Origin of the sequence: Rhizobium sp. ARZ01 (assembly GCF_014851675.1) — a bacterium.
Classification (GTDB): Bacteria; Pseudomonadota; Alphaproteobacteria; order Rhizobiales; family Rhizobiaceae; genus Mycoplana.
Map to the genome: position 1 here is coordinate 2873133 of NZ_JACVAE010000001.1, position 22102 is coordinate 2895234.

Annotated in this window: 19 protein-coding genes; 15 read left to right on the top strand and 4 right to left on the bottom strand. The window is 64.8% G+C overall.

Annotation, left to right across the window (positions count from 1 at the left end; all coding sequences use genetic code 11):
• Positions 1–305 precede the first annotated feature (305 nt).
• The 5 genes from IB238_RS13585 to IB238_RS13605 are packed head-to-tail and all read left to right on the top strand — an operon-like array spanning position 306 to position 6252.
• A complete protein-coding gene (locus IB238_RS13585; RefSeq protein ID WP_192247033.1) occupies positions 306–1352 on the top strand; it encodes a LacI family DNA-binding transcriptional regulator in 1047 nt (348 codons plus the stop codon).
• Positions 1349–2350 carry a Gfo/Idh/MocA family oxidoreductase gene (locus IB238_RS13590; RefSeq protein WP_192247035.1) on the top strand — a complete coding sequence of 334 codons (1002 nt, stop codon included), beginning with the start codon at positions 1349–1351 and terminating at the stop codon, positions 2348–2350. The genes IB238_RS13585 and IB238_RS13590 overlap by 4 nt, the downstream gene beginning before the upstream one ends.
• Before the next feature lie 8 nt (positions 2351–2358).
• On the top strand, positions 2359–3972 hold the full coding sequence (locus IB238_RS13595; protein ID WP_192247037.1) for an acyl CoA:acetate/3-ketoacid CoA transferase: 1614 nt from the start codon (positions 2359–2361) through the stop codon (positions 3970–3972).
• A complete protein-coding gene (locus IB238_RS13600) occupies positions 3965–4744 on the top strand; it encodes an enoyl-CoA hydratase/isomerase family protein (protein WP_192247039.1) in 780 nt (259 codons plus the stop codon). The genes IB238_RS13595 and IB238_RS13600 overlap by 8 nt, the downstream gene beginning before the upstream one ends.
• Entirely contained in the window at positions 4744–6252 is a 1509-nt protein-coding gene (locus IB238_RS13605) for an aldehyde dehydrogenase family protein (protein ID WP_192247041.1), read from the top strand. The genes IB238_RS13600 and IB238_RS13605 overlap by 1 nt, the downstream gene beginning before the upstream one ends.
• Before the next feature lie 44 nt (positions 6253–6296).
• Here the strand turns inward: IB238_RS13605 and IB238_RS13610 are convergent, their stop codons facing one another.
• The gene (locus IB238_RS13610; protein WP_348648234.1) at positions 6297–7349 is read right to left on the bottom strand and encodes a LacI family transcriptional regulator; all 1053 of its coding nucleotides are present in this window, start codon (positions 7347–7349) and stop codon (positions 6297–6299) included.
• Positions 7350–7728: 379 nt separating this feature from the next.
• Between IB238_RS13610 and IB238_RS13615 the strand changes: the two genes are divergently transcribed.
• From IB238_RS13615 to IB238_RS13660, 10 genes are all read left to right on the top strand, one after another.
• Entirely contained in the window at positions 7729–8943 is a 1215-nt protein-coding gene (locus tag IB238_RS13615; RefSeq protein ID WP_246723659.1) for an ABC transporter substrate-binding protein, read from the top strand.
• 267 nt (positions 8944–9210) lie between these two features.
• Complete coding sequence (locus tag IB238_RS13620) at positions 9211–10092, top strand: sugar ABC transporter permease (RefSeq protein WP_192247045.1); 882 nt, start codon at positions 9211–9213, stop codon at positions 10090–10092.
• Entirely contained in the window at positions 10089–10970 is an 882-nt protein-coding gene (locus IB238_RS13625; protein WP_192247047.1) for a carbohydrate ABC transporter permease, read from the top strand. Before IB238_RS13620 ends, IB238_RS13625 begins: the two co-directional genes overlap by 4 nt.
• Positions 10971–10974: 4 nt before the next feature.
• Positions 10975–12090, top strand: a complete 1116-nt coding sequence (ugpC, locus tag IB238_RS13630) for a sn-glycerol-3-phosphate ABC transporter ATP-binding protein UgpC (protein WP_192247049.1) — start codon at positions 10975–10977, stop codon at positions 12088–12090.
• A gap of 9 nt (positions 12091–12099) precedes the next feature.
• On the top strand, positions 12100–13608 hold the full coding sequence (locus IB238_RS13635; RefSeq protein WP_192247051.1) for a GMC family oxidoreductase: 1509 nt from the start codon (positions 12100–12102) through the stop codon (positions 13606–13608).
• Positions 13605–14405 (top strand): 3-ketoacyl-ACP reductase, encoded by an 801-nt coding sequence (locus IB238_RS13640; protein WP_192247053.1) that lies wholly within the window; start codon positions 13605–13607, stop codon positions 14403–14405. The genes IB238_RS13635 and IB238_RS13640 overlap by 4 nt, the downstream gene beginning before the upstream one ends.
• A gap of 163 nt (positions 14406–14568) precedes the next feature.
• Positions 14569–16224 carry a GMC family oxidoreductase N-terminal domain-containing protein gene (locus IB238_RS13645; RefSeq protein ID WP_192247054.1) on the top strand — a complete coding sequence of 552 codons (1656 nt, stop codon included), beginning with the start codon at positions 14569–14571 and terminating at the stop codon, positions 16222–16224.
• Between the two features lie 9 nt (positions 16225–16233).
• Positions 16234–16551 carry a Dabb family protein gene (locus IB238_RS13650; RefSeq protein WP_192247056.1) on the top strand — a complete coding sequence of 106 codons (318 nt, stop codon included), beginning with the start codon at positions 16234–16236 and terminating at the stop codon, positions 16549–16551.
• A 6-nt stretch (positions 16552–16557) separates the two neighbouring features.
• The gene (locus IB238_RS13655; RefSeq protein WP_192247058.1) at positions 16558–17826 is read left to right on the top strand and encodes a glycerate kinase; all 1269 of its coding nucleotides are present in this window, start codon (positions 16558–16560) and stop codon (positions 17824–17826) included.
• Positions 17827–17889: 63 nt separating this feature from the next.
• On the top strand, positions 17890–19017 hold the full coding sequence (locus IB238_RS13660; protein WP_192247060.1) for a P1 family peptidase: 1128 nt from the start codon (positions 17890–17892) through the stop codon (positions 19015–19017).
• 73 nt (positions 19018–19090) lie between these two features.
• Here the strand turns inward: IB238_RS13660 and ugpC (IB238_RS13665) are convergent, their stop codons facing one another.
• Genes ugpC (IB238_RS13665) through IB238_RS13675 form a run of 3 tightly spaced genes read right to left on the bottom strand, consistent with a single transcriptional unit; the run spans position 19091 to position 22100 of the window.
• Entirely contained in the window at positions 19091–20158 is a 1068-nt protein-coding gene (gene ugpC, locus IB238_RS13665; RefSeq protein WP_192247062.1) for a sn-glycerol-3-phosphate ABC transporter ATP-binding protein UgpC, read from the bottom strand.
• Positions 20155–21084: a PfkB family carbohydrate kinase gene (locus IB238_RS13670; protein ID WP_192247064.1), complete on the bottom strand. Its 930-nt coding sequence runs from the start codon at positions 21082–21084 to the stop codon at positions 20155–20157. Before IB238_RS13670 ends, ugpC (IB238_RS13665) begins: the two co-directional genes overlap by 4 nt.
• Positions 21084–22100 carry an SIS domain-containing protein gene (locus IB238_RS13675; RefSeq protein ID WP_192247066.1) on the bottom strand — a complete coding sequence of 339 codons (1017 nt, stop codon included), beginning with the start codon at positions 22098–22100 and terminating at the stop codon, positions 21084–21086. The genes IB238_RS13670 and IB238_RS13675 overlap by 1 nt, the downstream gene beginning before the upstream one ends.
• Positions 22101–22102: the final 2 nt, after the last annotated feature.

A 22102-nucleotide genomic window follows, 5' to 3' on the forward strand; every position in this document is an offset into this window, starting at 1 on the left:
GTAAGCGACAGTTATTGCTTGATTTTTAACCACATATCCCTGAATAGGGCCTAAAGATGGCGACCGAGGGAAGCAAGTCCTAGCGAACCACGATGCCCGAAAAGCCCAGCACGAACACACAGCATGCCGCGCCTGTCAATGCCGCAGGAAACAAAACGGTCGACGCTCCGTTCACCCGCCCAGGGCAGTTCGCTTCACCCTCGCCCGACCACCTCTCTCCGGCAAGCCGCTTGACATATTTGGATCGTTCCAATTAATGTCCTTTCGTTAGCGCGGACAAAGAAAAGGCCGCAAGCGAGGAAATCGTGACGAAGAGCCGGGTGACCGTTGTTGATATTGCACGCGCCGCCGGCGTGTCGAAGTCGACCGTCTCGCTCGTCTTGCAGGCAAGCCCGCTGGTCAACGAGCAGACCCGCGCCAAGGTCAATGCCGCCATCCGCGAACTCGGCTATGTCTACAATCGCGGCGCCGCCAACCTGCGCCAGACCGCCGCCTCGAGGATCGTCGGCATCGTCGTCAACGACCTCACCAATTCCTTCTTCGCCGAGCTTGCCGTCGGCATGGACATGGTGATGCAGTCGGCCGGCTTCGTGCAGTTCCTGGCCAACACCGGCGAGAGCCTGGATCGCCAGCGCGAGGTGATCGCCTCGATGCGCGAGCACGGCGTTTCCGGCCTGATCATTTCGCCGGCGCGCGGCACCGATGCCGCCGATTTCAAGCCGCTGACAGCCGCCGGAATTCCGGTTGTCGTTGTCGTGCGAAACATCGCCGGCGCCAAGGTCTCCTCGCTCACATCTGACAATTATGCCGGCGCACGCGAGGCGACGGAGCATCTGATATCGCTCGGCCACCACCGCATCGCCTTTCTCGGCGGCTTCTCCGACACCACCGTCTCCAGCGAACGCGTGCAGGGCTACCGCGACGCGCTTAACGACGCCGGCATCGGCACAGACGAGACGCTGATCGTCAATTCCGCACCGTCGCGTGCCGGCGGCGTGGCGGCGATCGAGCGCGCCATGCTGATCGCCGAGCGACCGACGGCAGCGCTGTGCTTCAACGACGCGGTCGCCTTCGGCGTCTGCGACGGCCTGCGTGCCCGCGCGCAAGAGCCGGGCCGGGATTTCGGCGTGGTCGGCTTCGACGACGTGATCGAGGCAGAATCGGCTGTACCCGCATTGACGACAGTTTCCGTCGATCCGCAAGGCATGGGTCGGCGGGCGGCGCAGATGCTCCTGAAGCAGATCAACTCCGGCCGGGTGGAAGCCGAAGCGATTGTCTCCTCGGTGCGGCTGGTGGTGCGCCAGAGCTGCGGCGCTTCCACCAGGGGCCTGGGACGGAGGAACATCGGATGACGCGATGGGGTCTGATCGGCGCGAGCACGATCGCGCATGAATGGGTGATCGGGGCGATCCGCGCCACGGGCGGCGAGATCGTCTCCGTCATGAGCACCAGCGCCGAACGCGGCCGTAAGTATGCCGCCGATCACGGCATCGGCAAATCCGTCACGACCACTGCCGATCTCGTCGGCGATGCGCAGGTCGACGCCGTCTACATCTCCACGACCAACGAGCTGCATCGCGACCAGGCGATCGCCGCCGCCCGCGCCGGCAAGCACATCATTTGCGAAAAGCCGCTGGCGACGTCGCTGAAGGATGCGCAGGCGATGGTGAAGGTGGCCAACGACGCCGGCGTCGTTATGGCGACGAACCACCATCTACGAAACGCCGCCACCCATCGCGCCATGCGCGATGCGATCGCGGCGGGCCGGATCGGCAAGCCGTTGGCCGCCCGCGTCTTTCACGCCGTCTACCTGCCGCCGCACCTGCAGGGCTGGCGCCTCGAGCGGCCGGAGGCCGGCGGCGGCGTCATCCTCGACATCACCGTCCACGACACCGACACGCTGCGCTTCATCCTCGGCGACGACCCTGTCGAGGCCATCGCCTTTTCGCAGATGGGCGGCATGGGCCAGGCCGGCCTCGAGGACGGCGTGATGGGCGTGCTGCGCTTCAAGTCCGGCGTGATCGCCCAATTCCATGACGGCTTCACCACCAAATTTGCCGAGACCGGGCTCGAGGTGCACGGCACCGACGGCTCGCTGATCGGCCGCAACGTCATGACCCAGCGTGCCGTCGGCACCGTGACGCTGCGCAATGCCGAGGGCGAGCAGGATCTGCCGCTCGACCACCGCAATCTCTACGAGATGGCGCTTGCCGCCTTCCATGCCGCGATCGCCGGCAAGGGCAAACCCGCCGCCACCGGCGAAGACGGCGTCTGGTCGCTGGCAACCGGCCTTGCCGTCGTCGAGGCCGCGAAGACCGGCAGAGCTGTCACGATCGTATCAGGGCTTTGAGCAGTATGATGAGTAAGCACATTACCCCCGCCGAAGCCGCAGCACTGATCCCCGACGGCGCCATCGTCTCCGTGTCGTCCTCGTCCGGCCTCGGCTGCCCGGACCTGATGCTGAAGGCGATCGGCGAGCGTTTTGGGGCAACCGGGCATCCAAAGAACATCACCACCCTGCACCCGATCGCCGCCGGCGACATGAGCGGCATCAAGGGCGTGGATTACATCGCCAGGAAGGGGCTGCTCGCGAAGATCATCGGCGGTTCCTATCCGTCTGGCCCCTCCTCCGCCGAGCCGCCGCTGATCTGGCAGATGGTTACCGGCAACGAGATCCCGGCCTACAACATCCCCTCCGGCATCCTGTTCGACATGCATCGCGAGGCCGCCGCCAAGCGTCCCGGCGTGCTCACCAAGGTCGGCCTCGACACCTTCGTCGATCCGTCCCGCCAGGGCTGCGCGATGAACGACAAGGCGACCGCCGAGCCGGTCGTCAAGACGGTCGAGTTCGAGGGCGAGGAGTGGCTGTATTTCCCGGCGATCGTGCCGCAGGTGGCGATCATCCGCGCCACCACCGCCGACGAGCGCGGCAACCTCACCTATGAGCACGAGGGCGCCTATCTCGGCGGCCTCGACCAGGCGCTCGCCGCCCGCAACAACGGCGGCATCGTCATCGCCCAGGTCAAGCGCATCACCAAGGCCGGCTCGCTGCGCCCCCACGACGTACGCGTGCCCGGCATGCTGGTTGACTATGTCGTCGTCGACCACGACCAGAAGCAGACGACCCAGACGCTTTACGATCCGGCGATCTCCGGCGAGATCATGCGCCCGATCGACACGTTCCGCGTCCCGGAGTTCAACATCCAGAAGGTGATCGCCCGCCGCGTCGCGCAGGAGCTCGAGGCAGGAAGCTGCGTCAATCTCGGCTTCGGCATCTCCGCCAACGTGCCGCGCATCCTGCTGGAGGAAGGCCTGCATGGCGCCGTCACCTGGGTGATCGAGCAGGGCGCGGTCGGTGGCGTGCCGCTGCTCGACTTCGCCTTCGGCTGCGCCTCGAATGCCGACGCCTTCATGCCCTCGCCCTACCAGTTCACCTATTTCCAGGGCGCCGGCTTCGACGCCTCGCTGCTCTCCTTCCTCGAGATCGGCCGCGACGGCTCGGTCAACGTCTCCAAGCTCTCGTTCCGCCCGCATGTGACGGCCGGCGCCGGCGGCTTCGTCGACATCACCGCGCGGGCAAGGAAGATCGTGTTCTCCGGCATGTTCAACGCGGGGGCGAAGCTCGCCGTTGCGGATGGACGGCTCGTCATCGAGAAGGAGGGCAAGCTGAAGAAGCTGGTGAACGAGGTCGAGCACGTCACCTTCTCCGGCCGCCGCGCCATCGAGCAGGGCCAGGACATCACCTATGTCACCGAGCGCTGCGTGATGAAGTTGACGGCCAGGGGCATCGTGCTGACCGAGATCGCCCCGGGCGTCGACCTCCAGACCCATATCCTCGACCAGTCGGAATTCCCGCTGATCGTCTCCGACGTGTTGAAGACGATGGATGCGTCCCTGTTCCACGAGGCGGCGCTCGGCCTGACCCTGCCGCGCAAGCGTGAGCGCACGCTCGAGGGAGCCGAACATGTCTGAGCCGCGAATCCGGATCAGTATCGACGGCCCGATCGCCACCCTGACCGTGGCGCGGCCGGAGAAGCTGAATGCCTTCGACATCGACATGCTGAAGGAACTGTCCGCCGCCTGCGACGCGGTCGAGGCGGACGCCGCCGTGCGCGTCGCCATCGTCACCGGCGAAGGCAAGGCCTTCTCGGCCGGCGGCGACATCCGCGCCTGGGCCGGCATGGAGCCGAACGAATTCGGCCACGCCTGGGTGCGCTTCGGCCATCGCGTCTTCGAGCGGCTGGCGAGCCTGCGCATGCCGCTGGTCGCCGCCGTCAACGGCCATGCGCTCGGCGGCGGACTGGAGCTTGCCGCCGCCGCCGACATCCGCATCGCCGAAAGCCAGGTAAAGATCGGCCTGCCGGAGGCGGGGCTCGGCATGGTGCCCGGCTGGTCGGGCACGCAGCGGCTGGTGAAGCGTTTTGGCGCGCAAGCTGTGCGGCGCATGCTGCTTGGCGGCGAGGTGCTGACGGCGGCCGAGGCCGAGAAGCTCGGCATCGTCGACCAGGTCGTCGAGACCGGCACGTCCGTCGAGGCGGCACGCGACTACGCGGCCCGCATCGCCGCCCGCGGCCCGGCCGCGACCGAGATTTCGAAACTGATGATCGCTGTGGCCAACGGCGAGGACAATGGCAGCGCGGTGGAAGCCCTTGGCTCCATCCTCGTCGCCAAGACCGGGGACCTGAAGGAGGGCGTCGCCGCCTTCACCGGAAAGCGCCCCGCCGATTTCAAGGGAGAATGGTGATGACAGCCACTGTGCGGCCGAAGGCGCTCGATAATCACCAGCCGCGCGGCTTCCGCATGCTCATCGACGGCAACTGGGTTGAGACCGAAGGCGGCACGACGCTGGAGCGCGTCGCCCCGGGGCACGGCGTCACCGTCAGCCGCTACCAGGCCGGCACCAGGCGTGATGCCGAGCGCGCCATCGCCTCCGCCCGCCGCGCCTTCGACAACGGCCCCTGGCCGAACATGACCGGCGCGGAACGCTCCAACCTGCTCCTGAAGGCCGCCGACCTGATCGCCGCGCGCGCCGATGAACTCGCCCATCTCGACGCCATCGAATCCGGCAAACCGATCAGCCAGGCCAAGGGCGAACTCGGCGGCGCCGTCGACATCTGGCGCTATGCCGCGGCACTCGCCCGCGACCTGCACGGCGAGAGCTACAACACGCTTGGGCAGGGTACGCTCGGCGTCGTGCTGCGCGAGGCCATCGGCGTCGTCTCGATCATTACGCCGTGGAACTTCCCCTTCCTGATCGTCAGCCAGAAGCTGCCGTTTGCGCTCGCGGCCGGCTGCACAACCGTCGTCAAGCCGTCGGAACTCACCTCCGGCTCGACGCTGGTTCTCGGCGAAATCCTGGCCGAGGCCGGCATACCCTCGGGCGTCGCCAACATCATCACTGGCACCGGCCCAGAAGTCGGCGCGCCGATGACGACGCATCCTGATGTCGACATGGTCTCGTTCACCGGCTCGACCGGCGTCGGCCGCCTGACCATGGCGAACGCTGCGCAGACGCTGAAGAAGGTCTCGCTCGAGCTCGGCGGCAAGAACCCGCAGATCGTCTTCCCCGACGCCAATCTCGACGAATTCGTCGACGCCGCCGTCTTCGGCGCCTATTTCAACGCCGGCGAATGCTGCAACGCCGGCTCGCGACTGATCCTGCACCGCGACATCGCCGACGAGGTGGCAGCCCGCATCGCCGAACTGTCGAAGAAGGTGAAGGTCGGCGATCCGCTCGACCCGACGACGCAGGTCGGCGCGATCATCACGCCGCAGCACCTGGAAAAGATTGCCGGCTACGTGTCCGGTGCGCGGGATGCCGGCGCTGGTGTGGCGCTTGGCGGCGAGGCCCTGGATCTCGGCCTCGGCCAGTTCATGGCGCCGACGATCCTCACCGGCGTCAAGCCGGAAATGGCGGTGGCGCGCGAAGAAGTATTCGGGCCGGTCCTCTCCGTCCTGACCTTCGAGACGACCGAGGAGGCGATCCGGATCGCCAACGCGATCGATTACGGGCTTTCCGCCGGCGTCTGGAGCCGCGATTTCGACACCTGCCTGACGATAGGCCGCCGCGTGCGCGCCGGCACCATCTGGATGAACACCTTCATGGACGGCGCCTCGGAACTGCCGTTCGGCGGCTACAAGCAGTCCGGCCTCGGTCGCGAACTCGGCCGGCATGCGGTCGAGGATTACACCGAGACCAAGACGCTCAACATGCATATCGGTGCACGCACGAACTGGTGGATGCCGCGATGACACGGCACGTTCCAACCCTGATCGCAGGTGGCGCCAGCGCCCCGTCAGGGGGTTGGAAAGCCCAGTTGCGGTACCTGCAGCAAGTGCAGGTCGGCGGCGTCCTCGCCGGCGATGCGCCGCAGGAGGATGTCTCCCATCGCCTCACCGGCAGCCGTCAGGTCCTCGTAGATCGTCTCGACCTTCGGCTGGATCTGGGTCAAAAGATGCGAGGTCTGCTTGGCGACGATATCGTACTCGACGCCGAGAATGAGCCCGCAATCACTCATGCCAGTGATCGTCGCCAGCGCCGAAACTTCACCCGGACAGACGAGTCCGTCCGGTGCATCGACCCCCGCCGTGCGACGGCGGATATGATCGCGGATCTGGTCGGCCGGGCAGTCGAGATCGACCGTGTCCGGCACCTCGAAGGCGACACCGGCCTCGCGCACCGCCGTCATGAAGCCGTGCAGCATATGCTGGCAGAAGGTCAATTGCTTCGGCGGAGGGATGATCGTCACCTTCCGCCGCCCCTTGGTTATCAGGCGGCGAACCGCTTCGTAGGCGAAGGCGAAATTGTCGAAATCGACATAGGCATGCGGCGTGGTGAACTCCGTTCGGCCATGGGTGACGAAGGGAAAACCATTCTCCAGAAGCAGCCTGACGCGCGGATCGAAGGGCTCAGTACGCGACAGGATCAAACCGTCGGCCATGCCATTACGAATGATGTAGCTGACGGCATCGACACTGTTTGCCTCGAGGAAGTTCGGCGTAACGATCAGATGGTAAGGCGTGGATTGCAGGGCACGCGCCAGGCCGTGGATGACCGAGGTGCCGAAGCCGAGGATTTCCTCATGCGGATCGAGCAGCACGGAAATGACGTTGGTGCGTCCCGTCTTCAGCCGCTGGGCGGCGCGATCCGGCAGGTAGCCGATCTCGTTTGCCACTTCATGCACCCGCTTGCGGGTCGCTTCGGAAATCTGCGGCGCATTGCCGAGCGCGCGGGATACGGTGGTGACCGCAAGGCCAGTCATGTCGGCGATCGTCTTCAACGTCGGCTTGCCGCCGCGCGATCCGGATTTCGTCAATTCGTTTTCGGAGAATATCTCGCGGCGTGGCACGTCGATTTTCTTCAGCTTGGGGTCGCAATTTCGGCGGCACCTTACAAACTGGCCGGACCGGAAGCAATCCTGCACTGCAAACGTTTTAAATTTGTCTGTCTGCCTTGCACAACAACACGCCGGCGTCGCAGCACGGCGGTTAACCTTGGAAATTCATGGTATCTTGAAGGACTAGCGGCAGAAGCGGCGGCGCGCTTGACTTAGCGGGACTTATAACGTTTTAAATTGAGCCAACGGCTTGAACGCCGTGGCTCCAACGTCTTCGCCGGAGGGCCGGCGGCGACAGGGACCGGCGGGAGGAGGATCCCGCCTTCGAAACTTGCAAAACGGGAGGAAATCGATGCGCAAGTTTGTAACGACGACCGCGATCGCCGCGGTGATGATGGCACTCGGCGGCGGCGTTTCCGCACGCGCTGCGGAGAACGTGGAGGTGCTGCACTGGTGGACCTCCGGCGGTGAAGCGACTGCTCTCGACGTTTTGAAGAAAGACCTCGAATCCAAGGGCATCACCTGGACCGATATGCCGGTCGCAGGCGGCGGCGGCACGGAAGCCATGACTGTGCTTCGTGCGCGCGTTACGGCAGGCAATGCGCCGACAGCCGTGCAGATGCTCGGCTTCGACATTCTCGACTGGGCCAAGGAAGGCGCACTCGGCAACCTTGACGACATCGCCGGCAAGGAAGGCTGGGACAAGGTGATCCCGACGGCGCTGCAGCAGTTCGCCAAGTATGACGGTCACTGGATCGCAGCTCCGGTCAACGTCCACTCCACGAACTGGATGTGGATCAACAAGGCGGCACTCGACAAAGCGGGCGGCAAGGAGCCGCAGAACTGGGACGAGTTGGTCGCGCTGCTCGACAACTTCAAGGCCCAAGGCATTACGCCGGTGGCCCATGGTGGCCAGGCCTGGCAGGACGCGACGATTTTCGACGCGGTCGTGCTGTCGCTCGGCAACGACTTCTACAAGGCCGCCTTCATCGATCTCGATCCGGCCGCTCTCGGCAGCGACAAGATGAAGGAAGCCTTCGACCGCATGACGAAGCTGCGCTCCTATGTCGACGACAACTTCTCCGGTCGTGACTGGAACCTCGCCTCCGCCATGGTCATCGAAGACAAGGCCGGTGTGCAGTTCATGGGCGACTGGGCCAAGGGCGAGTTCCTGAAGGCCGGCAAGAAGCCTGGCACGGACTTCGTGTGCATGCGGTTCCCCGGCACGCAGGGCTCGGTCACTTTCAACTCCGACGTGTTCGTCATGTTCAAGGTCGCGGAAGACAAGGTTCCGGCGCAGCTCGCCATGGCCTCGGCCATTGAAAGCCCGACGTTCCAGTCGGCCTTCAACGTGGTCAAGGGATCGGTCCCGGCCCGCACCGACGTTCCGGACACCGCTTTCGACGATTGCGGCAAGAAGGGCATCAAGGACCTCGCCGAAGCCAACGCCAATGGCACGCTCTTCGGCTCGATGGCCCATGGCCACGCCAACCCGGCGGCCGTCAAGAACGCGATCTATGACGTCGTGACCCGCCAGTTCAACGGTGAAATCTCCTCCGAAGAAGCCACCAAGGAACTGGTCACGGCCGTGGAAGGCGCGAAGTAAGCCACAGGGTTCTGCCCCTCATCCGGCCTGCGGCCACCTTCTCCCGGCAAGCGGGGAGAAGGAACAAGCGGCGGACGTCGCGCCCATTGGTGGCTATCGAAGTGCGCGGAGTGGTAATTGTCGCTGTCATCCTTTCCCGGAAGCGGGAGAGGGAACGGAGACGTCGCCGCGTCTGCCTTCTCCCCGCCCGCGGGGAGAAGGTGCCGGCAGGCGGATGAGGGGCAAACTCCCTCGCATGTGAACGACACAAATACGGTGGTATCGAACATGGATAGCCGCTCGCGTCTGCAGGAGCTTTTGCCAAAGCTCGTGCTCGCCCCCAGCTTCCTCATAGTCCTGGTGTTCGTCTACGGCTTCATCGCCTATACGGGCCTTTTGTCGCTGACGGACAGCAAGATGCTGCCGTCCTACAATTTCGTCGGCCTGCAGAACTATGTCCGGCTGTGGTCGCTGCCGCATTGGTGGCGGGCGATCAGCAATCTGGCGATTTTTGCCTCGCTCTACATCGTCATCTGCACGGTGCTCGGGCTGGGGCTGGCGATCCTGCTCGACCAGCGCATCCGCATCGAAGGGGTGCTGCGGCCGATATATCTCTACCCGATGGCGCTCTCCTTCATCGTCACCGGCACGGCCTGGAAATGGTTCCTCGATCCCGGCATCGGGCTCGAGAACACCATGCACCTCTGGGGCTGGGAGAGCTTTTCCTTCAACTGGATCAAGGACCGCAACTACGCGATCTATTGCGTCGTTATCGCTGCCGTCTGGCAGTCGTCCGGCTTCGTCATGGCAATGTTCCTCGCCGGCCTGCGCGGCGTCGACAACGAGATCATCAAGGCGGCCCAGATCGACGGTGCATCGACCGTGACGGTCTACCGCCGCATCATTATCCCACTGATGCGACCGGTGTTCCTCTCCGCCTTCGTCGTGCTCGCGCATCTCGCCATCAAGGCCTACGACCTGATCATCGCCCTGACCGGCGGCGGGCCTGGGCAGGCGACCGAACTGCCGGCGACCTTCATGTATTCCTACACCTTCACCCGCAACCAGATGGGGATCGGCGCCTCGTCCGCCATCATCATGCTGATCATGATCTTCTCGATCATCATTCCCTATCTCTATTCCGAAATCCGCGGAGGCAAAGGCCGATGAGCGCTGCAAGCCCCGAAAACGTCATCAGCCACGGCCGTCTGACGCGCGCATTGATCTACACGGCGCTGATCATCTTCGCCGTCTACTACCTGCTGCCGCTTTACGTGATGCTGGTCAATTCGCTGAAACCCCTGGACGAGATCCGCCAGGGCGGCATGCTGAACCTGCCGCAGACCTGGACGATCGAGCCGTGGCTGTCGGCCTGGTCGACGGCACAGATCGGCGTGCAGCCGACGGGGCTTCGCCCCTTCTTCCTCAACTCGATCCTGATGGTCGTCCCCGCCGTCGCGATCTCCACGATCATCGGCGCGCTCAACGGCTATGTGCTGACGAAGTGGCAATTCCGCGGCTCCAACGTCTTCTTCGGCATGTTGCTTCTTTCCTGCTTCATTCCCTTCCAGATCGTGCTGATCCCGATGGCCCGCATGCTTGGCCTCATCGGCATCGCCGGCACCATCTGGGGGCTGATCATGGTGCACGTCATCTACGGCATCGGCTTTACGACGCTCTATTTCCGCAATTACTACGAGGCGTTTCCGACCGAGCTGGTACGGGCCGCGCAGATCGACGGCGCGAGCTTCTTACAGATCTTCCGCCGCATCCTCCTGCCCTCTTCCGGGCCGATCATCGTCGTCTCGGTCATCTGGCAGTTCACCAACATCTGGAACGACTTCCTGTTCGGCGCCTCCTTCTCCGGCCCCTACTCCACGCCGATGACGGTTGCGCTCAACAACCTCGTCTCCTCGTCGACCGGCGTAAAGGAATACAACGTCCACTTCGCGGGCGCGATCCTCGCGGCGCTCCCCACCCTCATCGTCTACATCGTCTCCGGCCGCTACTTCGTCCGCGGCCTGATGTCCGGTGCCGTGAAAGGATAATGCAATGGCGTTTCTCAAGATCAGCAACCTTCGCAAGTCCTACGGCGCGCTGGAAATCCTGAAAGACATCAACCTGGAGATCGAGCAGGGCGGCTTCCTCGTGCTCGTCGGCCCGTCGGGCTGCGGCAAGTCCACGCTTCTGAACACGATCGCCGGGCTGGAGCCGATCACGTCTGGCGACATCGCCATCGACGGCCGCTCGGTCGCGGGCCTGCACCCCTCCAAGCGCGACATCGCCATGGTGTTCCAGTCCTACGCGCTCTATCCGAACATGACGGTCGCCGGGAACATCGCGTTCGGCATGGAGATCCGCGGCGTACCGAAGGAACAGCGCGACAAGGCGATCAAGCAGGTCGCCGACATGCTGCAGATCAGCCATCTGCTCGATCGCAAACCGGGCCAGCTTTCCGGCGGCCAGCGCCAGCGCGTCGCCATGGGCCGGGCGCTGGTGCGCGATCCGAAGTTGTTCCTGTTCGACGAGCCGCTGTCGAACCTCGACGCCAAGCTGCGCGTCGACATGCGCACCGAAATCAAGCGCCTGCACCAGCGCATGAAGACGACGATCGTCTACGTGACGCACGATCAGATCGAGGCGATGACGCTGGCGACCAAGATCGCGGTATTGAAGGACGGCGTACTGCAGCAGTTCGGCACGCCCGCCGAGATCTACAACAACCCGACTAACATGTTCGTCGCCGACTTCATGGGCTCGCCGGCGATGAACCTGTTGAAGGCGAAGATCGAAGGGGATGGAGGCGCACTGGCGGTCTCGCTTGCCCGGCCCGAGGCCGAACCGCTGAAGCTCGTCGTCGACAATGCGCCGCAGGGGCTTGGCGCCTATCGCGGCAGGGAGGTCGTCTTCGGCATCCGCCCCGAGGCGCTGACCGATCCCGAGGGCGCCGACCACAACGCCCGCACAATCGCAGAGGGCGATTGCCTGATCGAGGTGGTCGAGCCCGCGGGTGCCGACACTTTCGCCGTGACACACCTCGGCGGCAAGGAGATTGTTGCGCGTCTGCGGGCCGATGCGCGCATATCCGCCGGGCAGAAAGCGCGGCTCGCCTTCAACCTCGACAAGGCGGTGTTCTTCGACCCCGACAGCCAGCGCCGTATCGCCTGAGACGACGACATGACCCCTCAGCCAGACATCGTCATCATTGGCTCGGGCATCGGCGGGGCCACGGTGGCCGCCGGCCTCGCGCCGAGCGGCGCCCGCATCCTGATCCTCGAGGCGGGAGAGCGCATCGAGGATCGGCCGGAGAACCGCGACCAGCGCGCGATCTTCCAGCGCGGCCATTTCCGCCCTGACGAGACCTGGTACGAGGCCGATGGCACGGGTTTCAATCCTGGCAACTACTACAATGTCGGCGGCAATTCGAAATTCTACGGCGCCGTCCTCGTCCGCTATCGACGCGAGGATTTTCTGGAGATGCGTCACCGAGACGGCATCTCGCCGGCCTGGCCCTTTCCTTACGAGGAACTGGAGCCCTGGTACACGGCAGCCGAGCGGCTCTACCAGGTGCGCGGCACGCTTGGCGAGGATCCGACTGAGCCTGCGCACTCGGCCCCCTACCCCTTTCCGCCGGTTCCCGACGAGCCGGCGATCGCGATGGTGCGCAAGCGGCTGAAGGCTGCCGGCATGCACCCCTACGCGCTGCCGCTCGGCGTCGATATCGAACGCTGGCTGAAGAAGGCGAGGACGCCCTGGGACGCCCATCCGAATGCCGATGACGGCAAGATGGACGCCGAGACGACCGCCCTGACCGAAGCGCTGAAGCATCCGAACGTTAGGCTACAGACCGGCAGCCGCGTCACCCACCTCCACGCAGCTCCACACGGCCGGTCGATCACCACCGTCCGCTACATCATGGACGGCGACGAGGACAGCGTCTCGCCGAAGCTCGTCATACTGGCGGCCGGCGCGGTGCAGTCCGCAGCGCTCCTGCTGCGCTCCGCGAGTGAAGATTTTCCGCGCGGTCTTGCCAATTCGTCCGATCAGGTCGGCCGCAACTTCATGAACCACAATTCAAGCGCGGTGATCGCCATCTCGCCGCGTTATCGCAACGACTCGGTCTACCAGAAGACCTTCGGCTTCAACGACTTCTACCTGTCGGACGGCGCCACTGGGCCGCCCCTCGGCAACGTGCAATTGCTCGGTCGCATCTCCGGCACGATCCTGAAAGCCAACATGCCGTCAGTACCGGAATGGATGCTTGAGCGCGTCTCGCGGCACGCGATCGATTTCTACGCCATGAGTGAGGACCTGCCGCATCCCGAAAGCCGGATAACGGTCGAAGGCGACCGGATCGTGTTGAAATGGACCCGCACGAACTGGGATGCTCATCTCGACCTTGTGGCGAAGCTCAAGGCCATGCTGAAGAAGGCCGGCTTCCCGATCGTGCTGTCGCGCGCCTTCGACAAGCGCACACCTTCGCACCAGTGCGGCACCGTTCGCATCGGCACCGATCCGGCCACCGCGCCGCTCGACGTCTATTGCCGTTCCTTCGACCATGCCAATCTCTTCGTCGTCGATGCCTCCTTCCTGCCGACTTCCGCCGCCGTTAACCCGGCGCTGACCGTCGCCGCCCAGGCGCTGCGGGTCGCCGATCACATCCGAATGCAGGAGCTTGCAGCATGACGGCCTCCTTTCGCTCGCTACGTCGCCACGCTGCCCGGCCCCTCGCCATCGTCACCGGCGGCCGTCGGGGCATCGGGCTCGGCATCGCCAAGGCGCTCGCCACCGAAGGCTTCGACCTTGCCATAACCGGCATCGACGAGGCGGACGCCAGCACCGATCAGATGTTCGCCGACCTTGGACAGGCGGGGGCAAAGGCTGCCTACTTCAAGGCAGACCTGGCCGATGTTGCCGGCCACGCGGCAACGGTCGAAGCGATCTTGAGCGCGTTCGGTCGCATCGACTGCCTGGTCAACAATGCCGGCATCGCCTCGATCGTACGCGGTGACTTCCTCGACCTGAAGCCGGAGAATTTCGACACCATCATCGCCACCAACCTGCGCGGCACCGTGTTCTTCACCCAGGCCGTCGCCCGGGCGATGCTGGCCGCGCCAACCGCCGGGCCGCGCACGATCGTCAACATAACCTCCGTCTCGGCCAGCATGAGTTCGCCCGAGCGGCTTGACTACTGCATGACCAAGGCCGGGCTTGCCGCCTTCAGCCAGGGGCTGGCACTGCGACTGGCCGAAACCGGCATCGCCGTCTTCGAAATCCGTCCCGGCATCATCCGCTCCGACATGACCGCCGGGGTTTCGACGAAATACGACACGCTGATCGAAAGCGGGTTGGTGCCGATGAAGCGCTGGGGCGAGCCGGGCGACATCGGCGTTGCCGTCGCAGCGCTCGCCTCCGGCCGCTTCGCCTTCGCCACGGGGTCGGTGATCGATCTGGACGGGGGACTGTCGATCGGGCGGCTGTGAATTGCCCCTCACCCCACTCTCCCCGCAAGCGGGAAGAGGGAGAAGAAGCGGCGCGGCGCATGTCCTTCTCCCCCCCTGCGGGGAGAAGGTGCCGGCAGGCGCATGAGGGGGAGCGGGCCTTGACCAGGTCCCCGGACCGAAGCGAACTCTTGAGGGAACGTGCATGGCTTACGACTACATTATCACCGGCGCCGGTCCCGCAGGCTGCGTGCTCGCCAATCGGCTTTCCGAAGATTCGACGGTGCGCGTGCTCTTGCTGGAGGCCGGAGGCGGGGACTGGAACCCGTTGTTCCACATGCCGGCGGGCTTTGCCAAGATGACAAAGGGTGTGGCCAGCTGGGGCTGGGAGACTGTGCCGCAAAAGCACATGAAGGGGCGGGTGCTGCGCTATACGCAGGCCAAGGTCATCGGCGGCGGCTCGACCATCAATGCCCAGCTGTACACCCGTGGCAACGCCGTCGACTACGATATATGGGCGAGCGAGGACGGCTGCGAGGGCTGGGACTACCGCTCTGTGCTGCCCTATTTCAAGCGCGCCGAGGACAACCAGCACTTTGCCGACGACTACCATGCCTATGGCGGACCGCTCGGCGTCTCGATGCCAGTCTCCGGTCTCCCGATCTGTGACGCCTATATCCGCGCTGGGCAGGAACTGGGTATCCCCTACAATCACGATTTCAACGGCCGCCAGCAAGCCGGCGTCGGATTCTATCAGCTGACCCAGCGCAACCGTCGCCGCTCCTCGGCCTCACTCGCCTATCTCTCGCCGATCAAGAACCGGAAGAACCTGACGATCCGCACCGGCACCCGTGTTTCCCGCATCGTGCTAGAAGGCTCGCGCGCCGTCGGTGTGGAGGTCGTCACCGCGCGCGGGGTCGAAACCATCCGGGCCGGGCGCGAGGTGCTGGTCTCCTCCGGCGCGATCGGCTCGCCGAAGCTGCTGCTGCAATCGGGTATCGGCCCGGCCGACCACCTGAAATCGGCCGGTGTCGCCGTGAAGCACGACTTGCCCGGCGTCGGCTCCAACCTGCAGGATCATCTCGACCTGTTCGTCATCTGCGAATGCACGGGCGACCACACCTATGACAACGTGGCGAAACTCCACCGGACGCTCTGGGCCGGGCTGCAATACGTGCTGTTCCGCTCCGGCCCCGTTGCCTCCTCGCTCTTCGAGACCGGCGGCTTCTGGTACGCCCATCCGGAAGCCCGCTCACCCGACATCCAGTTCCATCTCGGCCTCGGTTCCGGCATCGAGGCGGGCGTGGCCCGGCTGAAGAACGCCGGCGTCACGCTGAATTCGGCCTACCTGCATCCGCGCTCGCGCGGCACCGTCCGGCTTGCTTGCGCCGACCCGGCCAAGGCTCCCCTGATCGATCCGAATTACTGGGAAGATCCGCACGACCGGAAGATGTCGATCGAGGGGCTGAAGATCGCGCGCGAGATCATGAGCCAAGCGGCACTCAAGCCGTTCGTGCTCGCCGAACGCCTGCCCGGTCCCAAACATATCACCGACGAGGACTTGTTCGATTACGGTTGCGCAAACGCCAAGACCGACCACCACCCGGTCGGCACCTGCAAGATGGGCACCGGATCGGACGCCGTGGTCGGGTTGGACCTGAGGGTGCATGGCCTTGAGGGACTGCGCGTCTGCGACAGCTCCGTGATGCCGCGCGTACCCTCGTGCAACACGAACGCCCCCACGATCATGGTCGGAGAGAAGGGCTCCGACATTATCCGTGACTTTCAGCCGCTTTCGCCGCAGATTTTCGCCTATGAACGAAACGATACGCGGCCGCGCGCCCGCACCGACATCCGATAGGAGCCCGCCTTGATCCGCCACTGCGTCTTCATCCGATTCAAACCCACCATATCCCCTGCCCAGAAAGCAGAGATCTTCGATGAGATCGCAGCGCTGAAGGGCCGGCTACCCGGCCTGCTCGCCGTGCACGTGGGCACGAACGTCAGCCCGGAAGCGGGTATGGACAAGGGATTTTCCGACGGCTTCATTGTAGATTTCGATGACAGTTTCGCCCGCGACGCCTATCTCGCCGACGAAGAACACAGGAAGACGGGAGCGAAGATCGTTGCCGCAGCACTGGACGGAGCACGAGGCATCCTTGTGTATGATCTCGAAACCGACGATTGATGCTTCATGCTCAATAATCCCCGCGCCTTTCTGGCCTCCCTTTTTGACACCGCCGTGAAAGCTGCAGATCCGCTCTCGGCGATCCGCGCCCACCTGCCGGAAAAACCTAAAGGCCGTACGGTGGTGGTCGGTGCCGGGAAGGCTGCGAGCCAGATGGCTGCCGCCCTCGAAAGCCTGTGGGACGGACCACTCGAAGGCGCCGCCGTCGCCCAGCACGGTCCTGTCGCCGCCTGCCGGCAGATCGAGGTGCTGCAGGCAGCCCATCCGGTGCCCGATGCGGCCGGTCTTGCGGCGTCAAAGCGCCTGCTCGACCGGGTGCGGGGCCTCACCGCAGACGACCTCGTTATCGCGCTGATCTCTGGCGGTGGTTCCTCGCTGTTGCCGGCACCCGCCGGGAGCCTGACGCTCGAAGACGAAATCGCCGTCAACCGTGCGCTGCTCGCCTCCGGCGCGCCGATCTCGGCGATGAACGTCGTGCGCAAGCACGTATCGCGGATCAAGGGCGGCCGCCTGGCACATGCAGCGGCACCGGCGCGGGTCGTCAGCCTGATCGTCTCCGACATTCCCGGCGACAACCCGGCGCACGTCGCTTCCGGCCCGACGGTGCCGGACGGCTCGACGCGGCAGGATGCCCTTCAAATCATCCGTCAATACCGCATGGCGCTGCCGGAAGCCGTGATGGCGCATCTCAATTCGGCAGAAGCCGCAGCACCCGGCCCGGACGACACCGCCTTCGCCAGTCATGAGCATCACGTCATCGCCTCTGCCCGCGTCTCGCTGGAGGCGGCCGCTATCCAGGCGCGCGCGGCCGGCATCGACACGGTGATCCTGTCGGATTCGATCGAAGGTGAAGCGCGCGACATCGGGCTCATGCATGCAGCGATCGTCCGCGAGGTGCGCATGCGCGGACGCCCGTTTACGGAGCCCGTCCTGATCCTGTCCGGCGGCGAGACCACGGTAACAATCCGCGATGAAGGCTATGGCAAGGGTGGGCGCAACAGCGAGTTCCTGCTCTCGTTCGCCAGTGCCATCGACGGGTTGGAGAACGTCCACGCTTTGGCGGCAGACACCGATGGCCGCGACGGTTCGGAACACAATGCCGGTGCCTTCACAGACGGTGGCACGATTGCGCGCATGCGCGCCGCCGGCGAGGATCCGCGCGCGCGCCTGATCGGGCACGATGCCTACAGCGCCTTCGACGCAATCGGAGACATCTTCCACACCGGGCCGACCGGCACCAATGTGAACGACTTCCGGGCAATCCTGATCCTATGAGCCGGCCATCTGGCCCGGACAATGCCCCTTGCTTCTCTTGCATTGCCTCGCTAGGCCTCAAGCATGACCCACACCCCACACCGTTCCAAATCCCGCTCCCGCGATCTCGGCCTGCCCTTTTCCGGCCGTACAGGCGAATTCAACGCCATCACTGATGTCGCTGGCATCGAAGTCGGCTTCCGCACGATTGTGGAAGACACGCCGCGGCCCGGCCGCAAGCGTCCCGTCCGCACAGGCGTTACCGCGATCCTGCCCCATGCCGCCTCGCCAACCCCGGTCCCCGTCTATGCCGGTATCCATCGCTTCAACGGCAATGGCGAGATGACCGGGACGCACTGGATCGAGGATGGCGGCACCTTCCTTGGCCCGGTGATGATCTCCAACACCCACGCCGTCGGCATGACGCATCACGCAACCGTCAAATGGATGCTCGAGCGCTATGCCTCGACCTATGACAGCGACGATTTTCTCTGGCTGATGCCGGTGATCGCGGAGACCTATGACGGCGTCCTCAACGACATCAACGGCTTACCGCTAACGGAGGCCGACGTATTTGCCGCGCTCGGCGGCCTCGCCTCCGGCCCGGTGCAGGAAGGAAACTGCGGTGGCGGCACCGGAATGATCACTTATGGCTTCAAGGGAGGCACCGGCACGGCTTCGCGCATCGTTTCGTTTGGCGGGCAGGACTACACGATCGGAACATTGGTGCAGGCCAATCACGGCCGGCGCGACTGGCTGACGATCTGCGGCGTTCCTGTCGGGCAGCACATGCGCGATGGCACGCCGCAAAGCCAGATGCAGGAACGCGGCTCGATCATTGTCGTGATTGCCACCGACCTGCCCATGGCGCCGCACCAACTGAAGCGGCTGGCACGGCGTGCGGCGATCGGCATCGGCCGCAACGGCACGCCCGGCGGCAACAATTCCGGCGACATCTTCCTGGCCTTCTCCACCGCCAATCCGCAACCAATGGCCTATCGCGCGCCGCATCTGATCAATCTCGATATCGTCAACGACGAGCATCTCGATCCGGTGTACCTCGCCGCAGTCGACAGCGTCGACGAGGCGATTGTCAACGCCATGCTGGCAGCCGAAACCCTGGGCGGAACGGCTCACGACCGCTTCCTGATCGAGGCGATCCCGCATGAGCCGCTGGTGAAGCTGATGCGCCAGTTTGGACGCATGGCGTAGGAACGCAGCTTTGCCAAGGGCTCAAGGCGCGGGCCCGCTGTCACGCCGTTAGCGGACCAGTGATGTAAAACGTTCAGTCTATCCGCCTGCCGGTGTCCACGTCGAACAGATGCATCGCCTCGGCGTCAAAGGACAACGCCAGCGGCTGACTGGCCTCGAGCCGTGTGCGGGGTGGCAGGCAGGCCATGATCCGCTGGCTCCCGACACTGGCGGAGACGACGAGTTCCGGTCCAGTCAGTTCGACCACCTCCGCCTTTGCCGCGATAGACGGGCCTAAGCCAGCGCCAAGTTGCAACGCCTCCGGCCGGATGCCGAGGACAAGGCGCTGGCCTTCCCTCGTCTTCGCCTTCCGCATGCTAGGCATCGGCAAGGCGATGTCCTCGAAGACGAGATGGTCTGCCTTCACCGTCACGTTCAGAAGGTTCATCGGCGGCGCACCGACAAAGGTCGCGACATAGAGTGTTGCCGGTCGGTTGTAGATCTCCTCGGGCGTTGCCAGTTGCTCGATCCGCCCATCACGCATCACCGCAATCCGGGTGGCCAGCGTCATCGCCTCGATCTGATCGTGAGTGACATAGACGATCGTCGTTTGAAGCATCTGGTGCAGGCGCTTCAGCTCCGTGCGCATCTCCATGCGCAGCTTGGCGTCAAGGTTGGAAAGCGGCTCGTCGAACAGGAAGACCTCGGGCTTGCGTACCAGTGCACGGCCGATCGCCACGCGCTGGCGCTGTCCGCCGGAAAGCTGCGAAGGTTTGCGGTCGAGCAGGTTCTCGATCTGCAGAAGCTTCGCCACCTCCTTGACCGCCTTATCGCGCTCGGCCGCCGGCACCTTCCGCATCTCCAGCCCGAAGCCGATGTTGCGATGGACGGAAAGGTTCGGATAGAGCGCGTAGGACTGGAACACCATGGCGATGTCGCGGTCCTTCGGATGCACGCCGAGCACGGAGCGCCCGCCGATCCGCACGTCGCCGCCGGTCGCCTCCGCAAGGCCAGCGATGATATTGAGCAGGGTGGACTTGCCGCAACCGGACGAACCCAGCAGCACGAGGAACTCGCCGTTTTCCAGCGTGATATCGATGCCCTTCAGTGTCTCGACTGCGCCATAGGCCTTGCGGACGTTTACGATTTCCAGCGCGCTCACGGCGTCGTCTCCCCGAAATGGATGGACCCGCCATAGCTGCGGGGAAGGGTGGAAATGGCCCGCGAGGCAAGATGCGTTCCGGCCCTCAGGCAGTCGGCAAGCGGCTCATCCGCTGCAAGTGCCGCAAGGAAGCCGGCATTGAACACGTCTCCGGCGCCGATCGTGTCGATCACCTCTACCCGCGGTGCCGGCTGCGAGACAAAGGCACCGTCACTGGCGACCGCAATCGCACCATCGGGGCCGCGCTTGACCACGACAATCGCGTCCTCCGGCATCAGCGCCTTGATCGCCCGTGCCGCAGCAGCAGGCTCTTCGACGCCGGCAAGTGTCGTTGTCTCTACCTCGTTCAGAAGCGCGATACGCGAGCGCGAAAGCCAGGCGCGGGCGGAATCACAGTTTGCCGGCGTCCAGCCCTCAAGCGGCCAGCCGGTATCGAGCGCAACCGCGATACCGTGCCGATCTGCCCAGTCGAAGAAGGCCGGATAATCTGCCGTCAGGTCGTCGGTCAGGAACGAGCCGCAGAGAAGTGCGTAACCGCCGGCGAGTGCCCGGCCGTCCAGCATCGACAAAGTATCGGCAAGGTCGAGGCGCGCCAGATGACCGCGCGTGGTGAAAAAGGTCCGCTCGCCGTCTGGATGGGTGATGCCGACAGAAAGCGTCGTCTGCTCTGGCCGCACCGCCCATTTGTCAGCACGGGCGCCAAAGCCTTCCTTGAGCCAGCGACCGAACTGGTCGGAGCCGACATTGGCCGCGATGACAAAGTCAACGCCGAGCCCGTCCCAGGCAAGCGCCGCATTGCCCGCCGATCCGCCGACACGCAGTTCATCGTGATCGACGATGATCTCCGTCCCGGCCTTGGGCCATGGCGCCGCGGGCCCGAGGATCAGGTCGACATTGACGTTGCCGATGACAGCAAGCGGCCGCATCATTCGCTCCGGGTGATCTTGGTGGTGCGCACCGGGGTTCCGACATCCTCCACTCGTTCCCAGGCGAAGGCGATCATCAGCCGTTGCGCCACTGGCAACATGGCCAGCGTTGCCGCGAGGCCGGTCGCAGGCTTGAAAGACAGCGTCACCGCACCGGAAACGGCAGCCTGTCCCGAGGAATCGAAGATCACCACGGGCGCACCGGTCTCGATCGCAGAGGCGGCCATAGCCGTGACGAGGTCGGCGGTCGGATCTTCGCCACGAAAGAGCACAACACCGACATCCCGCCCCAGCATCTCCATCGGCCCGTGGCGCAACTGCCCGCCTTCCAGCGAGAAGCAGGGACGCCGGGAAAGCTCGGTGAAGCCGAGCGCCAGCGCCTCGGCGGCGCCCTGCAGGCGGCGGCCGGAGGTGACGACAGCGGAAACGCTTGCGAGTGCAGCGACCGCCGCGGCGACATCCGGCTCCTGCGTGTCGGCAAGGGCGGCGAGCGCGGCGGTCGGATCGTCGCCGAGGGCTGCGAGAACGGCGAGGTGCAAGGCAAAACTGATCGTCAGACTGCGCGTTGCGGCAAAGGCGAGCTCCGTACCGCCTGCCCCGACGAGGCAGGGCGCCTGCTTCGCCAGGAACGAACCGGCCTCAAGGGTCAGCCCGAAGGTCTCCGGCGTCCCGCCGGTCTCACCGAACCAGCGCAACACCTCGGCGCTTTCACCCGATTGCGACGTGATCAGGATCGTCCTGCCCGCAAGCCTCAGCGGCTGGGCGAGCTGCTCGGAGAGCGGCAGCGCGATCGCGTCTATCCCGAGCGCGCGATAAAGCGGCTCGACGGCACGGCCGACCGCATGCGAACCGCCCATGCCGAGCAGCAGCAGCTGGCCCGTCTTCCGCAACGAGGCGGCGACCTGCCCCGCCATCTCGCCCATATCGTGGAAGGAGGCTATCCCATCGGCGCGCTGGCGCGCCATTTCGCGGTCGATCGCGACAAGCCCGGCAGGGCGGGTTTTCTGGTCAGTCATCG